The 15,254-nt window shown below is 29.7% G+C and carries 18 protein-coding genes; 15 read left to right on the forward strand and 3 right to left on the reverse strand.

The genetic code is table 11. The annotated features are described in order from the left end of the window. Nucleotides 1-376 precede the first annotated feature (376 nt). From K8M07_RS00005 to spoVAE, 9 genes are all read left to right on the forward strand, one after another. Nucleotides 377-1,222, forward strand: a complete 846-nt coding sequence (locus K8M07_RS00005) for a bifunctional 5,10-methylenetetrahydrofolate dehydrogenase/5,10-methenyltetrahydrofolate cyclohydrolase (RefSeq protein WP_223375736.1) — start codon at nucleotides 377-379, stop codon at nucleotides 1,220-1,222. Between the two features lie 132 nt (nucleotides 1,223-1,354). Next, nucleotides 1,355-1,687, forward strand: coding sequence for an anti-sigma F factor antagonist (gene spoIIAA, locus K8M07_RS00010; RefSeq protein WP_223375737.1), 333 nt, complete (start codon nucleotides 1,355-1,357; stop codon nucleotides 1,685-1,687). Between the two features lie 13 nt (nucleotides 1,688-1,700). Further along, nucleotides 1,701-2,141, forward strand: coding sequence for an anti-sigma F factor (spoIIAB, locus tag K8M07_RS00015; RefSeq protein WP_223375738.1), 441 nt, complete (start codon nucleotides 1,701-1,703; stop codon nucleotides 2,139-2,141). Nucleotides 2,142-2,146: 5 nt separating this feature from the next. Next, nucleotides 2,147-2,905, forward strand: a complete 759-nt coding sequence (gene sigF, locus K8M07_RS00020; protein WP_223375739.1) for an RNA polymerase sporulation sigma factor SigF — start codon at nucleotides 2,147-2,149, stop codon at nucleotides 2,903-2,905. Between the two features lie 245 nt (nucleotides 2,906-3,150). Then, on the forward strand, nucleotides 3,151-3,777 hold the full coding sequence (locus K8M07_RS00025) for a stage V sporulation protein AA (protein ID WP_223375740.1): 627 nt from the start codon (nucleotides 3,151-3,153) through the stop codon (nucleotides 3,775-3,777). 21 nt (nucleotides 3,778-3,798) lie between these two features. Then, the gene (locus tag K8M07_RS00030) at nucleotides 3,799-4,215 is read left to right on the forward strand and encodes a stage V sporulation protein AB (RefSeq protein ID WP_223375741.1); all 417 of its coding nucleotides are present in this window, start codon (nucleotides 3,799-3,801) and stop codon (nucleotides 4,213-4,215) included. A gap of 10 nt (nucleotides 4,216-4,225) precedes the next feature. Further along, nucleotides 4,226-4,675: a stage V sporulation protein AC gene (gene spoVAC / locus K8M07_RS00035; protein ID WP_223375742.1), complete on the forward strand. Its 450-nt coding sequence runs from the start codon at nucleotides 4,226-4,228 to the stop codon at nucleotides 4,673-4,675. A 4-nt stretch (nucleotides 4,676-4,679) separates the two neighbouring features. Beyond that, entirely contained in the window at nucleotides 4,680-5,699 is a 1,020-nt protein-coding gene (spoVAD, locus tag K8M07_RS00040; protein WP_223375743.1) for a stage V sporulation protein AD, read from the forward strand. 13 nt (nucleotides 5,700-5,712) lie between these two features. Beyond that, nucleotides 5,713-6,069, forward strand: a complete 357-nt coding sequence (spoVAE, locus tag K8M07_RS00045; RefSeq protein ID WP_223375744.1) for a stage V sporulation protein AE — start codon at nucleotides 5,713-5,715, stop codon at nucleotides 6,067-6,069. 34 nt (nucleotides 6,070-6,103) lie between these two features. Here spoVAE and K8M07_RS00050 read toward each other — a convergent pair whose 3' ends face one another. Further along, complete coding sequence (locus K8M07_RS00050) at nucleotides 6,104-9,031, reverse strand: penicillin-binding protein 1A (protein ID WP_223375745.1); 2,928 nt, start codon at nucleotides 9,029-9,031, stop codon at nucleotides 6,104-6,106. Between the two features lie 164 nt (nucleotides 9,032-9,195). Here K8M07_RS00050 and yunB point away from each other — a divergent pair, with 164 nt between their 5' ends. The 4 genes from yunB (at nucleotide 9,196) to K8M07_RS00070 (ending at nucleotide 12,540) form a co-directional block, all read left to right on the forward strand. Then, entirely contained in the window at nucleotides 9,196-9,849 is a 654-nt protein-coding gene (yunB, locus tag K8M07_RS00055) for a sporulation protein YunB (RefSeq protein WP_223375746.1), read from the forward strand. Nucleotides 9,850-9,905: 56 nt separating this feature from the next. Beyond that, nucleotides 9,906-11,186 carry a GTPase HflX gene (gene hflX, locus K8M07_RS00060; RefSeq protein ID WP_223375747.1) on the forward strand — a complete coding sequence of 427 codons (1,281 nt, stop codon included), beginning with the start codon at nucleotides 9,906-9,908 and terminating at the stop codon, nucleotides 11,184-11,186. A gap of 99 nt (nucleotides 11,187-11,285) precedes the next feature. Beyond that, entirely contained in the window at nucleotides 11,286-11,726 is a 441-nt protein-coding gene (locus tag K8M07_RS00065; protein ID WP_223375748.1) for an NUDIX hydrolase, read from the forward strand. Between the two features lie 166 nt (nucleotides 11,727-11,892). After that, nucleotides 11,893-12,540, forward strand: a complete 648-nt coding sequence (locus K8M07_RS00070; RefSeq protein ID WP_223375749.1) for a YigZ family protein — start codon at nucleotides 11,893-11,895, stop codon at nucleotides 12,538-12,540. Between the two features lie 109 nt (nucleotides 12,541-12,649). On the opposite strand, the gene K8M07_RS00075 is transcribed toward K8M07_RS00070, so the two are convergent. Beyond that, nucleotides 12,650-12,997: a sulfite exporter TauE/SafE family protein gene (locus tag K8M07_RS00075; RefSeq protein ID WP_223375750.1), complete on the reverse strand. Its 348-nt coding sequence runs from the start codon at nucleotides 12,995-12,997 to the stop codon at nucleotides 12,650-12,652. After that, entirely contained in the window at nucleotides 12,994-13,353 is a 360-nt protein-coding gene (locus K8M07_RS00080) for a sulfite exporter TauE/SafE family protein (RefSeq protein WP_223375751.1), read from the reverse strand. Before K8M07_RS00080 ends, K8M07_RS00075 begins: the two co-directional genes overlap by 4 nt. 114 nt (nucleotides 13,354-13,467) lie before the next feature. Here K8M07_RS00080 and nadE point away from each other — a divergent pair, with 114 nt between their 5' ends. Both nadE and K8M07_RS00090 read left to right on the forward strand, forming a co-directional pair. Continuing rightward, nucleotides 13,468-14,193 (forward strand): NAD(+) synthase, encoded by a 726-nt coding sequence (nadE, locus tag K8M07_RS00085; RefSeq protein ID WP_223375752.1) that lies wholly within the window; start codon nucleotides 13,468-13,470, stop codon nucleotides 14,191-14,193. Nucleotides 14,194-14,256: 63 nt separating this feature from the next. Beyond that, nucleotides 14,257-15,000, forward strand: coding sequence for a YebC/PmpR family DNA-binding transcriptional regulator (locus K8M07_RS00090; RefSeq protein WP_223375753.1), 744 nt, complete (start codon nucleotides 14,257-14,259; stop codon nucleotides 14,998-15,000). The last annotated feature ends 254 nt before the right edge of the window (nucleotides 15,001-15,254 follow it).

A 15,254-nucleotide genomic window follows, 5' to 3' on the forward strand; every position in this document is an offset into this window, starting at 1 on the left:
TTTGATCTTTGCTTTATGATTAAATCTAGTATGATTTTGTATGGTAGTTAAATTATACTAAAAAACAGGTCTTAGAGCTAGCGCTCTTCGACCTGTTTTTCTTTTAAGGCTTTTCTATTTTGAAACAGCCCCTTTTTTTACTATTTTTTAACTTTTCATTGATAGTAAAATAAATATATATTATAATGATGTAAATAAAAGAAAAATTTAAAACATTCAACGGTTCAATTAATATTAGTTATTATCCAAATAGATTATAAGCATTTTTTTAAACTAAAAGGCAATAGTATAAATATGAAACATTATTATACTGTTGTCTTTCTTATAGTATATAAAAAATAGAGTTTACTTAATATAATATTAAGGAGGTATTATAATGGCGGAAATATTAAAGGGAAAAGTTGTGGCCAATCAACTTAAGGAGAATATGAGAAGGGATATTGAGGAACTAGCAAAAGCAAACAAAGTGCCAAGTTTAGCTATTATAAGATTAGGTGATAATCCTGGAGATATCTCTTATGAAAAAAGTATTGTTAAGAATTGTAATAACATAGGTATCCAATCAAAAGTCATTGAAAGAGATGTTAATATTACAACAGAAGATTTAGTTGAATTAATAGAAAAGTTAAATAAAGATGACGATATTTCAGGTATACTGATATTTAGACCATTACCAAAACATATTAATGAGGAGATTATTAGAAACACCATCAGTCCTTTAAAAGATGTGGATTGTATGAATCCATTAAATTTAGAAAAAATATTTGAAGGTCAGATGGATGGTTTTGCACCCTGTACACCTAAGGCAGCTATGAAAATACTTGAATATTATGATATACCTTTAGAAGGGAAAAACGTAGTAGTTGTAAATAGGAGCATGGTTGTAGGTAAACCTTTAACTATGATGTTATTAAAGGAGAATGCTACTGTAACTATTTGTCATTCTAGAACTAAAGATTTAGATAAAGTTACAAATAACGCAGATATAGTAATTGTAGCTTTGGGAAAAGCAAAGTTTTTTGATGAAAAATATTTTAACGATAAATCCATAGTAATTGATGTAGGAGTAAGTTTAGATCAAAACGGTAAACTTAGTGGAGATGTAGATTATGATAATGTATTTCAAAAGGTAAGTAAAATAACCCCGGTTCCAGGTGGTGTAGGTAGTGTTACTACTACAATATTATTAAGTCAAGTAGTTTTAGCAAGTAAAGATAATTAGATTTATTTAATAAAAAGGGTCTTTTTAGACTCTTTTTTACTTTTTGCAACAAAAATAGTACTTTTTCTTTGAAGGAGAAAGGGATGTCTTAATAGAATTACATAGGGAATATCTAATAGGAGGGGATATAGATTGCAATTATCAACAGATATTGTAAACGATTATCTAGTAGTAGAATTAAAAGGGGAGTTAGATCATCATACATCTGAAGATGCAAGAAAAAAGATTGAACAGTATTATTACAATAATAATTTATTGAATATAATACTGGATTTAAGTCAATTAAAGTTTATGGATAGTTCAGGCATAGGTCTTGTAATGGGAAGATATAAGAATTGTAAAGAAAGGAATGGTAATCTATTAATTGTCAGTACAAGTCCTTATGTAAATAAGATTTTAAAGATGTCTGGATTGATGAAGATAATAAAAGTGTATTCAACTATTGATGAGGCTATTAAGGGCTAGGGAGGATGATAAAATGGTAGAAAAAAATTGTATGAAACTAGAGTTTTTGAGCAAATCCAGTAATGAATCTTTTGCTAGAGTTGTAGTAGCTGCATTTGCTTCACAACTTGACCCGACTATAGAGGAATTATCGGATATAAAGACGGCAGTATCCGAAGGAGTTACTAATGCAATAATCCATGGGTATGAATATGGAGAAGGTATAGTAATAGTAGAAACAACTATTGAAAACAATATAATAGAAATAACCATTGAAGATCATGGTAAAGGAATTGCAGATATTAACAAAGCTATGGAACCTTTTTATACATCTAAACCAGACTTAGAGAGATCTGGCATGGGATTTACTGTTATGGAAACATTTATGGACGATTTAACAGTAGAAAGTCATGTAAATAAAGGCACTAAAATAAAGATGACAAAGATGTTTAAAAGCCTCTCTAATAGGGAGTAGATATTATGGAAAAAGGGAATAGAGATAATGATTTATTGAGTCACGAAAGAACTATGGAATTAATTCAGGAATCCCAGAAAGGGAATATGGAAGCAAAAGATGAGCTAGTAAAGCATAATATAGGTCTCATAAGAAGTGTTTTGAGAGGGTTTACTAATAGAGGATATGAGGCTGATGATCTATTTCAAATAGGAAGTATAGGACTTTTAAAGGCAATAGATAAATTCGATGACTCTTATGATGTAAAATTTTCAACTTATGCTGTACCTATGATTGCTGGAGAAATTAAGCGTTTTTTAAGAGATGATGGTATTATAAAAGTTAGTAGATCATTGAAACAAACTGCAAACAAAGTAAAGTATACTCAAGAAGCACTCTTAAAAGAAATTGGTAGAGAACCAACTATTCAAGAAATTTCGGATGAACTTAATATTGATAAAGAAGAAATAGTTATGGCTTTAGAATCATCTTATCATCCAGATTATCTATATGATATAATTCATCAAAATGAAGGAAATCCTCTCTACTTAATTGATAAAGTAAGTTTAGAGGAAGATACTGAAAAGGATTTATTAGATAAAATAATGTTAAAGGAACTGTTGGGAGAATTAAAAGAAAGAGATAGACAGATTATAGTATTAAGATATTTTAAAGATAAGACACAAGTAGAAGTAGCAAAATTGCTAGGGATATCACAGGTGCAAGTATCTAGAATAGAGAAAAGAATAGTAGAAGAGATGAAAAAAAAGTTAGCTAAGGCATAATACAATTTTGTATTATGCTTTATTTATTTTGAATTAAAAAAATGATAAAAGAGAATAATAAGTATAGATTGGAGTGATTAATCAAATGTATGATAGCGCTAAAACATATAAGAATAGGAAAAGTATAATAATTACCCTAATTGTAATATTAACTATAGTTGGTTGTGTTATATGGTATAAGGAATTAGGAACAAACAATGAGATTCCTAAAAAAGCAACTTATGTTAATAATTTTTTAATAAGGGGTGAACAATATAAATAACGAACAAGTATATATAAATCTTAAAACCAAGTATTCTGTAGACGTGAATACACATGTATATGTAGAAGATGTTGGTGAAGTATATTGTAAAAATAATCTAATTAAGAAAAAAGTTGAGAAAACAAGAATTTACAATGGTAAGGAAAAAGAAATGTATGATTATATTTCTGGAAATGAAATTATTACAAAGGTATTGGATAGCATCGAAAATATTGATGTTAATATAGTAGGTGGTCCAGATGTTCTACTGGAGATAAAAGAACAAGAAGAGCCAAAAGTACTCTTGAATTTTTTAAAGGTTTTCTTTGTTTGCTTATTATTATTCTTTGGTGCAGCAATTGCGATTATAAATTTTTTTGAAGATGTAGAAATGAAAAATGCTATAGAAAAAATATTTTATATTATAACAGGAAGTAGAGAAGAAAATCCTAAGATAGTGACTATCCCTTTTTCAATAGGTATAGGTTTGGGTATTTTCGCTTTTTTTTATAGAGTGTTCAGCTTTAGCAGACGAAGACGTCAGGAGCCAGGACCTTTGGAAGTTGAATTATATATGTATGATAAAGACGTTGAAGATAACATTGTCCATGAACTAAAAGATAAGCATTGATACTTGGTGGTGAATTAAGAAATGAAACTTATCGTTTTGGCTCTTATTGGGTTATCAGCAGGAATAACTATAGGTAGTGCAGTTGCAGCGTTTTTAACGCTATTAGACTTTATACCGAGAGTGGTACAAATTACTAAAACAAAAAAATTTATAAAAATATATCAACATAGTTTTACATTAGGAGCTGTAATTTTTAGCTTTTTATATTTCTCTAATTTCAGCGTCAGGTTAAATAGAATTTTTGGCGTACTTGCATCGTTAATTATAGGAATGTTTATAGGTTTGTTTTCTTCGGCTTTAGCAGAAGTTCTAAATGTAATTCCAGTATTTGCAAAAAAGTTTAAAATCAAACATAAATTGGGATTTATTATATTTTCACTATTAATTGGTAAAACATTAGGTTCTTTATTTTATTGGTTAATATATATAAAAAGATAGGAGTGGGATAATGGATAAAATGAACAACAAAGAATACCAAAAATATGCAGAACAAAAAATACCTAAGCCTACATATTTTAAGAATATTATAAATGCATTTTTGGTTGGAGGAACTATATGTTTAATAGGACAGATTATAAGAAATATATTGTTTAGATTCGAACTGGGAGAAGAATCAGTAGCTTCTGCAACTGCCATAATATTAGTCTTTATTGGATCATTTTTAACTGGCATTGGAGTATATGATACAATAGGGAAAATTGGCGGTGCAGGAGCAGCTATACCTATTACTGGATTCGCCAATTCTATTGTTGCTCCAGCAATGGAATATAAAAGAGAAGGACTTATTTTTGGTGTTGCAGCTAAAATGTTTACAATAGCAGGACCTGTATTGGTATATGGAATTGGGAGTTCAGTTGTAGTAGGAATTTTATATTTAATGTTTACAGCAGGAAGGTGATATTATGATAAAAAAACGTATTGGCTCACAGACGATAAAATTCCCTAATCCTCCTTCAATAATTGGGACTTCGTCAATTGTAGGTCCTAAGGAAGGAGATGGTCCTTTAAAAGATTATTTTGATATTATATTGGAGGATGATACATGGGCACAGGAATCTTTTGAAAAAGCTGAAGCTAAAATACAAGAGGAAGCTATTAAATTAGCAATTTCAAATGCGAATATTTCTATGAATGATTTGCAATATTTAGTATCAGGAGATCTATTAAATCAGATTATATCTTCTTCTTATACGGCAAGACAAATAACTTTACCATATTTTGGGTTATATGGAGCTTGTTCAACTATGACAGAATCTTTAAGCATTGGTTCTATGATAGTTGAAGGTGGTTTTGCTGATAAAGTAGTTTGTGCTACTTCTAGCCATTTTAGTTCTGCAGAAAGACAATTTAGATTTCCTTTAGAATATGGGTCGCAAAGGTCTTTTGCATCTCAATGGACTGTAACTGGTGCTGGAGCAACTATATTATCAGCTACAGGAGAAGGACCTTATATAACTTATATTACTCCTGGTAAGATAAAGGATTTTGGTATAACAGATACAAATAATATGGGAGGTGCTATGGCTCCAGCAGCAATTGACACTATATCTCAACATTTTAAAGATACTGGTTATAATCCAGATGATTATGATCTAATCATAACTGGAGATTTAGGATTAGTTGGAAAAAGAATAGTGTTAGACTTAATGCGTAAAGAAGGATATGATCTTTCTCAAAATTACACAGATTGTGGAATCAAAATATTTGATGGTGTAGAGCAGGATACTCACGCAGGCGGTAGTGGGTGTGCTTGTTCTGCTGTAGTTTTTAATGGATATATTTATAAAGAAATGTTAAAAGGGAATTTAAATAGAGTATTATTGATTTCAACTGGTGCACTACATTCTCCTATTTCTACATTACAAGGAGAATCGATCCCAGGCATAGCTCATGCAGTGACTATAGATAATTTAAAGGATTAGGGAGGATAAATATATGGAATACTTGATTGCTTTTGTCGTAGGTGGATTGATATGCGTTATTGGGCAGATATTACTCGATACTACCAAATTAACCCCTGGTCATATTCTAGTGATATTCTTAGTGATAGGGGTAGCACTTGGAGCAATAGGAATATACGAACCCTTAGCTAAGTTCGCAGAGGCTGGTGCCACTGTACCAATACTTGGTTTCGGGCATACATTGAGTAAGGGAGCGATTGAAGGAGCAAAGTCAAAAGGACTCCTTGGTGCTTTCCTAGGAGGTTTGGAGGCATCTGCTGGTGCTGTAGCTGCGGCTATATTATTTGGATATATTATGGCTATTCTTTCATATCCAAAGACAAAAAAATAAAGGAGCCATATTCATTGTTGGCTCCTTTATTTGACTAATCATCGTCTTCATTTCGATTATTTCTATCATCATGTTTGTTGTCACCATGACCATTATTGTCCTTATTTTTCTTATTCTTATTATTTTTCTTATCATCAGGACCATTATTTATTAGATCGTCCAGCCAATCTTCAATCCAATTATCTTGATCATGTTCATTACATATTTCTGTTGGTACAGTATATTTATAATCACTTGGCACTATTCCATTATTATCACCAGGTTTATAAGCTGGATTCCTTTGTATAAATACTCTTTCTTCTACTTTGTTTTTAGGGCAATACTCACTTGCAATCTTATTTGTAGTAGTATCGATTTTTTCTTTAACATGTACATCACAGAATTCTTTTGGCTGAGTTCCTCTAACAAATTTTTCACTTCTAATTGTGCTGCCTCTTGGGTCATCCTTACATAGCTCTGTAGGCAATTTGCCGGATTCAGTACATATATTTACTGTAATAATATCTTTTGGTTGTTCAAAATTCTTTGGTTCTAATCCTTCGTGAACTTTTGTCATAACTATTTTCCATAATTGTGCAGCCATTGTACTACCTTGATTTAACTTGATTTGAGGAGAATCATTACCAATCCATAATCCTGTTACATAATAAGGCGTATACCCCACAAACCAGGCATCAGCTTTATCTTGAGTTGTACCTGTTTTACCGGCTGTTGGCATATTAGGAATCTGAGCTTTTCCAGCTATGCCATTGCTAACTGTCGTTCTTAAAATATCTGACATAATAAATGCAGTTTGAGGAGAAACCACTGTGTTTTGTTTAGGTGTATGATCTATTAATATTTCACCATCATTATCTAATATCTTAGTAAAAGCTATAGGTTCGGTATAAGTTCCGCCATTGGCTATAGAACCATACGCTGCAGTCATTTCCAAAGGTGTTAACCCTCTAGTCATACCTCCTAAACCCAATGCAGATAGGTTTTCATCATTATTAGAGTTATTTTCAGCTCTAGTAATAAAATTATCATTTGAAGGGTTGGTTGCATCTATTATTCCCATTTTACTTAGATATTCCATAGAAGTTTGCACTCCTATATTTTGAACTGTTTTAACTGAGTTAACATTTACTGACTGCTCAACAGATTGTCTTAATGTATAAGTTCCTCTATAGCCTGTATACCAGTTATTTGGCCAAAGCTTGCCACTAACATAGAAGGGCAAATCATCTATTGGAGTTGCTGCTGTATATCCATTATCTAACGCTGGCAAATAAACGGCTATAGGTTTAATTGTTGATCCAGGCTGTCTTGGAGATGAAGTAGCACGATTAAGAATTCTAGTACCTTCTACATCTCTACCACCAACTAAAGCTTTTATTTGACCAGTCCTATAGTCAATTATTATAGTAGATGATTGTGGTTGAACAATTCCTTTTTCTTGTCTATAGAAATATTTTGTATTGATGATCAAATCACCTTGTTCATTAATTGAGTAGAAATCGGGATTTTCATTTATAAACTTATTAGAAATAGTAATAGATCCATCTTCTCCTACTGTAAACCCATCTTCAGACAGAGATAGGTTACCAACTCTATGGGTTACCAAATTCTTTTCGTCATTTATAGTATAATAGTCTCCTATATCTATAGTGTTGTTGTATGGAATTAGCTTTTTATTTTTTATAATTAAATTATCATTTATTAATTCGAAAGTATTTTTTTCCACTATTAAATTGAAGTTTTCATCTAATAAATTCTGTTTATTATAAAAAATAATATTATTATTATTATTTACTATATTACTAGCATTATCTCGTTTCCAACTTATTAAAGCAGGAGAATTGATGTTTTCTGTATTACCTAATAAATGTTCAGTAAAATTATCATAGATATCTTCTATTGTTTTTTGCAACTTCAAATCCATTGTTGAATATATTTTTAATCCACCAGTATACAGTTTGTTTTCTGCCTGTTCTTTAGTATAACCTAGTTCGTTTATCATTGCATCTATTGCTTGAGCTTTAATATAGTCATTAAAATAAGAAGAAATACCTTGTATTTTCTTTTGACCTGGTTTAATTTTAGATTTGATATCTTCATTTAAAGCAGTATCATATTCTTCTTTAGAAATTTTTCCAAGCTCTAACATTTTATTTAGTACAGTTTTTTGACGTTCAATTGCTCTTTCATTATAGATTGCAATATATTTTTCACCTAGTATATCTACTTGGCCTACTTCTATATGATTCTTATCATCGAAATTTTCAGGTTTTATGGATTTATATAATGCATACCTAGTAGGACTTTGTGCAATACCAGCTAAAGTAGCAGATTCTGCAATGGTTAAATCTTGTACATCTTTTGAAAAATAGGTCTGTGCAGCTTCCTGAACACCATATGCTCCTTGGCCTAAAAATATTCTATTGAAATACGCTTCCAATATTTGATCTTTCGTCAATTCTTGTTCAATTTGTAACGATAAGTAAGCTTCTTGTATTTTTCTACTAAATTTTTTTTCAGTGGAAAGATACAAATTTTTTGCTAACTGTTGAGTAATAGTGCTTCCTCCTCTTACTATTTCACCTGCTCTCATGTTTTCAATAGCTGATTTTATGATTCCTATTGGATCTACACCAATATGATCTTCGAAACGTTCATCTTCTATAGCTATAAATGCATCCTTTAAGTGATCAGGCATTTCATCTATACTTACTATAGTTCTATATTCTTCTGTTTGAATCTTCTCCAATACATTGTCATTTTGATCCAAAATAATAGAAGTTTGATCCAACAAAGAGTTAATATTTGTAGGATTTATTTCTGGAGCATCTTTAGCAATGGCAATAACAATGCCACTTACTACACCTGCTGCAATGACACCTATTACGAATAATGCTATAAATAAATTTTTGAAACCTTTTTCCCTCTTTAATTTTGTTTTTTTCTTATTTTCCTCTGACATTAAAATACCTCCTTATATACGAACAGGTGATAATTAAATTAATTATAACATACAAACTAATTATTGTTAATAAATTGAATTACTATAAATAAATCTTATATTTGATTAAAATATATCCTTATCTTTTAGAATATGCATATATTATATATTAGGAGGGGTATTATATGAAACATTATTTATATATAATGAAAAGAAAGGGATTAATATTATGGATTATTGCCATATTAATATTGGGATTATACATATATAAATATGTTGATAAAAACATTAGGCCCACTATTGTTGCTATTTCTGAGATTAGAGCCAAATCAGTGACTACACAAGCAATAAATCATATTATAAGTACTAAAATAAAAAGGGACATAAATTATAATGATTTAATCTTTGTAAGATATGATAATGAGGGAAGGGTTACTCTCATGCAGGCTAATACTATTTTAATGAATGATATAGCTTCCAAGGTGGCTTTAGCAGTTCAAGATCAATTAAAAAAGATATCAGAATCTATTATTAAAGTACCTTTAACAAATGCTTTTGATACACAACTTATAAATTTACCTAGCATAAGTATAAAAATAGCCCGTCAAGGGTCTGTATCGGTAGATTTCGCTACTGAATTTGAGTCAACTGGTATAAACCAAACAAGGCACAGAATATATATTATTGTGAACACTGATATCAAGATGATCTTACCTTTAGTATCAGAAGATATAAGAGTTACAACTAATGTACCTATAGCAGAAACAATTATAGTAGGTGAAGTTCCAGACCAATATATCAATGTACCTGAAGATGAAATGTTAAATATAGTTAAATAAAATAAGTATAAGTGATATAATAAAATCATAAGATTCTAAATAGAAAGGAAGATAAATTGAAAATAGAAGATATTAGAAAAGAAAAAACATTGATTGTAGGAGTTCAATTGAAGGATGATGTTATGGATATAGATGACTCTATGAATGAACTAGAACAATTAGTAAGTGCAGCTGGAGGTATTGTTGTAACCAGAGTTATGCAGAGAAAGGATTCAATTGATCCTGCATATTTTATAGGAAGAGGAAAAGCAATAGAAATAAAGAATTATTGTGATGAATTGAATATCAATACAGTAGTATTTAATGATGAATTATCTGGTGCACAGCTTAGAAACTTAGAGGAAATAATTGATAAAAAAGTTGTAGATAGAACAAATTTAATCTTGGACATATTTGCTAATAGAGCAAATTCTAAAGAAGGTAAATTACAGGTAAAACTGGCTCAATTGAGATATAGATTGCCTAGATTAGTTGGGTTTAGACAATATTTGTCAAGTGAAGGTGGTGGAATAGGAACTAGAGGTCCTGGGGAACAAAAGTTAGAAACGGACAGACGACATTTGCTTAAAGAGATAAATAATATTGAAAGAGCTTTAGGAGAAGTAGAAAAAACAAGAGATATAAAGAGAAAGAAAAGAAAAAATTCTTCATTACCTATTGTTGCATTGGTAGGGTATACAAATGCAGGAAAATCTACTTTATTGAATAAAATAATGAAAATGTACAGTGACGGTGACGCATCTAAAAAAGTATTTGCAAATGATATGCTTTTTGCAACTTTAGATACCTCTTTAAGAAAGGCAAAACTTCCAAATGGGCAGTTGTTTTTACTCACAGATACAGTAGGATTTGTTAGCAAGCTTCCTATTCATTTAATAGAAGCTTTTAAGGGGAGCTTAGAAGAAATAAGATATGCAGATTTATTACTTCATGTAGTAGATGCTTCTAATAAAAATTTAGATATACAAATAGAAACTACATATAATATTCTAAAGGACTTACAAGTTTTAAATAAACCTATAATCACAGTTTTTAACAAAATGGATAAAGCCAATATTGGTGATTTAATATTGGATAATCGATATGTAGAAAAGAAAATTTTTATCTCAAGCAAATATTCTACTAATATAGATAAATTGTTAAAAATGATTCAGGATAATCTTTCGACTCAGTATAGAAATGTTACACTAATAGTTCCTTATGATAATCAATCATTAGTTAGTTATTTATTGGATAATTATAATTTTGAATATATTAAATATAAGGAAAATGGAGTAGAATTAAAACTTAATATAAATATTGCAGATTATAAAAGGTGCTCAATGTATTTGGTATAAATCAAACATCAAAATAATATTTTTAAGATTTAAAATTGATTGAATTATTAATGGATTTTGGGTATGATAATAGTAATACAATAAAGGAGGCTGAGTTCTATGATTGTAAGAAATTGTGCTGGCGGTGTGGTTTTTAACAAAGATAAGGTATTAATATTAAAAAATGATAAAAATGAATGGATATTACCTAAAGGGAAAATTCGTAATGGTTCTCTCCCAATAGAAACAGCTATTGATCGTATAAAATATGAAACTGGTGTTGATGCCAATATTGTTTCTACTGCTGGAGAGACTAGTTACGAATTTTTTTCTTTATCAAGAAAACAATCAGTATGTAACATAATTATTTGGTATGTAATGGAATCGCTAAATGAACATTGTAATATAAATAAAAAAGAAAGCTTTAGAGATGGTGGATTTTATCCAGTTGATAAGGCAATTGAAATGATTACTTACAGTCAAGATAGATCCTTAGTGAGTTTATCCTATAAAAAATACCTTCAATTTAAAAAACGTGAAATTAATGAGATCTTTGCTTAAAATAAAATCGAACAAATAATCTAAGGTAGGCTTAAAAAATGTCTGCCTCTTTTTTTATATTATTAATTTGATAATATTATATTAATTATAATTTTAAATCATGTTATAATCGAATTGTATATTATATTTAGAAATATTTACTTAATTAATAGAAAGAGGGACTAAAATGGACAAAATATATAGAACTGTACACAGATATGGAGAAGAAGAAATAATAATAAATAAGTCTAGATTTATTGGCCATTCTATGCCTGTTGAAAAGGAAGATGATGCTTTAGAATTTATTGATAAGATAAAAAGTGAACATAGAGATGCTACGCATAATGTATATGCATACGTTGTCGGTAAAAATAGCAATATACAAAGATTTAGTGATGATGGGGAACCTTCTGGCACAGGGGGTATTCCAGTATTAGAAGTTATAAAAAAAGAAAATCTTAGAAATGTGGTAATTGTGGTTACAAGATATTTTGGTGGTATAAAACTGGGAGCTGGAGGGCTTATAAGAGCTTATACAAAAGGAGCTAAAGTTGGGTTAGAATCAGGAACTATAATAGATAAAATTCTTCATACTCGATTAAAGATTAGAATTGATTATACTCTATATGGGATGATTGAGAATTATTTAAATACAGAAGGATATATAATAGATAATATTACATATGATGAGGCAGTTAATATATTTGTTTATATTAAATTTTTAGATGTGGAATATTTTCAGAAGACTATTACGGATTTAACTAGTGGAAATGTAACTATAGAATATATAGATGAGGAATATATTGCAATGAAAGATGGGAAGATAATCAGATAAGTTAAGTTTATAATCGAAAAGGCGAAAAGTTTGGAATTCAATATTCTGTATGATGATTATGTATATACTATATTGATCAAATTAAAAAAGAATAGGACATAATTATGTCCTATTCTTTTTTAAAAAATTCATATATTCCTATAAAAAGCAGGAAAATAGCAAAATACTTTCTAAGAGAATTTGGATTTAATTTAATTGCAATAAGTGCACCTGCGATAGTACTAACTATACCTCCTAGAATGATCCATTTAGTATATTTAAATTCTATATTTTTTTCTCTGATATGAATTACTAGTGCTACAATGGATACAGGAATAAATACAATAAGATTTATCCCTTGTGCTTGTTGCTGCTCTAGGTTGGCAAAAATCACCAAAGAAGGTATTAGTATTGCACCTCCACCAATTCCCATTCCACTTATTATCCCTGATAGAAGTCCAATTATAAATAATTTCATCTTATTATCATCCTTATAGCAGTAAGTATGATAATACTACCAAAAATTTTTCTAAGTGTTGGGGTAGGAATTTTTTTTAAAAATTTTGCTCCAATAATGCTACCAACAATACCACCTAAGCCAACTATTATTGCTATATCAAATCTTATTATCTTATTATATAGATATATAAAGGTACTTATAATAGTTAGAGGTAGTATTATAGATATTGCAGTTGCATGAGCCTTATAGTCTTTTAATCCAAGTAAAAAAACAAGAGCAGGAACTACTAAAGTTCCTCCACCAGATCCAAATAATCCATTAATTAGACCTGCTATTAGCCCAATTATAATTAACTTAATAGATTTAGAATGCATATTTTTCTCCCCTATGGTATAATTGATAATGATATTATGGGTTGTTATTAGTTATTAATTTTTCCACAATGATATAACTTATACTTAAAGGTGTAAAATTATGGAGGTAGCATAATGGATAAAACATGTAATAATATAGCAAAATGGCTTAATGGCAAAGTGTTTGAAGCAAATGCAAAAGGAATAATATTTGGATTAAGTGGTGGTATAGACTCTGCAGTATTAGCAGGATTATCCAAAATAGCCTTTCCAGAAGATTCTTTAGGTTTAATAATGCCATGTCATAGCAATCCTGTAGATGAAGAACATGCATTGTTAGTAGCAGATAGCCTAGATTTAAAAGTTGAAAAAGTTGATTTAACCGAGACATATGATCAGTTATTACAATCTTTAAACTTAGAGGGTACAAACAATCTAGCTACTGCAAATATTAAACCAAGGCTTAGAATGATAACATTATATTATTATGCCCAAACTCATAATTATTTAGTTACTGGTGCTAGTAATAAGAGTGAAATTATGGTTGGATATTTCACGAAACATGGCGATAGTGGTGTGGATTTGTTACCTTTAGCTTCTTTCACAAAGACAGAAATTCGCGAAATGGCTAGATGTTTAAATATACCTAAGATAATAATAAATAAATCACCTACAGCAGGGCTTTGGAAAAACCAAACGGATGAAAAAGAAATGGGATTTGGATACGATGTTTTAGATAATTATATTAAGAAAAAAACTGGGCCTAAAGATATAGTGGAAAAAATAGACACAATGTATAGAAAAAGTGAACACAAAAGAAATTTTCCACCAATATATGTACCTAAGGATTATAACATATGATATTTTATACTTTTCCAAACTATATTAAAATGTATTAGTAACAATTAAGGAGGTTGAATAGTAATGGCAGGTCACTCAAAATGGAATAATATTAAAAATAAAAAAGGCAAAGAAGATACAAGAAGAGCTAAGGAGTTTACAAAATTAGGAAGATATATAATGGTAGCTGCTAGAGAAGGCGGAGCAGATCCAGAATATAACCCATCACTAAAAGCTGCTATTGAAAAAGCTAAAGCATCTAATATGCCTAATGACAATATAGAGAGAGCAATTAAAAAAGGTAGTGGAGAACTAGAAGGAGACTCTTTTGAAGAAATAAAATATGAGGGATATGGACCAGGAGGAATAGCAGTATATGTAACTTGTTTAACTGATAATAGAAACAGAACTGCTTCAGACATACGACATGCTTTTGATAAATTTGGTGGTAACTTAGGACAATCAGGATGTGTTTCATTCATGTTTGATAGAAAAGGACTATTATTTATAGAGAAAAATGATTCTATTGATGAAGATGAATTAATGCTTGAGGCCATAGATTTAGGAGCTGAGGATATTGTTAATGAAAAGAATGGATTCGAAATCGTGACTGATACTGAAGATTTCGATAGAATTAGAGATTCATTAAACGAAAGTGGGTACGAGTTTTCAATAGCAGAGACTTTATTCATACCACAAAATACTACTAAGCTAAATGATGATAAAGATATTAAAAATATGGTAAAATTGATTGAAACATTAGAAGACAATGATGACGTTCAAGATGTATATCATAATTGGGATATACCGTTTGATATTGAAGAATAGCATTTTTATCTAAGCAAGTTCAATGGTTATAGCCATGATGGAATATATAAAAGTTTAATATTCCAAGTGTGATAAGATAAACATCTCTATTTTTATTGGGTAAAAACAAAACAATAATTATGGAGGTGTTTTTTGTATTTAGAATTTAATTGTTCGAACACTCTAAAATAAACATCACTCAGATATGTCCCTTATCACTAACTAATGAAAAGATAATAAAAAAAGTAAGTATAAAACTTCATTAAGTAGTTTAA

The sequence above is a fragment of the Schnuerera sp. xch1 genome, from assembly GCF_019931165.1.
GTDB lineage: Bacteria > Bacillota > Clostridia > Tissierellales > Tepidimicrobiaceae > JAIOUP01.

Bases quoted from the DNA above. Each gene is read 5' to 3' on its own strand.
- K8M07_RS00005 (WP_223375736.1), top strand. From the start codon at position 377: ATGGCGGAAATATTAAAGGGAAAAGTTGTGGCCAATCAACTTAAGGAG.
- spoIIAB (WP_223375738.1), top strand. From the start codon at position 1,701: ATGGTAGAAAAAAATTGTATGAAACTAGAGTTTTTGAGCAAATCCAGT.
- sigF (WP_223375739.1), top strand. From the start codon at position 2,147: ATGGAAAAAGGGAATAGAGATAATGATTTATTGAGTCACGAAAGAACT.
- K8M07_RS00030 (WP_223375741.1), top strand. From the start codon at position 3,799: ATGAAACTTATCGTTTTGGCTCTTATTGGGTTATCAGCAGGAATAACT.
- spoVAC (WP_223375742.1), top strand. From the start codon at position 4,226: ATGGATAAAATGAACAACAAAGAATACCAAAAATATGCAGAACAAAAA.
- spoVAD (WP_223375743.1), top strand. From the start codon at position 4,680: ATGATAAAAAAACGTATTGGCTCACAGACGATAAAATTCCCTAATCCT.
- spoVAE (WP_223375744.1), top strand. From the start codon at position 5,713: ATGGAATACTTGATTGCTTTTGTCGTAGGTGGATTGATATGCGTTATT.
- K8M07_RS00050 (WP_223375745.1), bottom strand. From the start codon at position 9,031: ATGTCAGAGGAAAATAAGAAAAAAACAAAATTAAAGAGGGAAAAAGGT.
- yunB (WP_223375746.1), top strand. From the start codon at position 9,196: ATGAAACATTATTTATATATAATGAAAAGAAAGGGATTAATATTATGG.
- K8M07_RS00065 (WP_223375748.1), top strand. From the start codon at position 11,286: ATGATTGTAAGAAATTGTGCTGGCGGTGTGGTTTTTAACAAAGATAAG.
- K8M07_RS00070 (WP_223375749.1), top strand. From the start codon at position 11,893: ATGGACAAAATATATAGAACTGTACACAGATATGGAGAAGAAGAAATA.
- K8M07_RS00075 (WP_223375750.1), bottom strand. From the start codon at position 12,997: ATGAAATTATTTATAATTGGACTTCTATCAGGGATAATAAGTGGAATG.
- K8M07_RS00080 (WP_223375751.1), bottom strand. From the start codon at position 13,353: ATGCATTCTAAATCTATTAAGTTAATTATAATTGGGCTAATAGCAGGT.
- nadE (WP_223375752.1), top strand. From the start codon at position 13,468: ATGGATAAAACATGTAATAATATAGCAAAATGGCTTAATGGCAAAGTG.
- K8M07_RS00090 (WP_223375753.1), top strand. From the start codon at position 14,257: ATGGCAGGTCACTCAAAATGGAATAATATTAAAAATAAAAAAGGCAAA.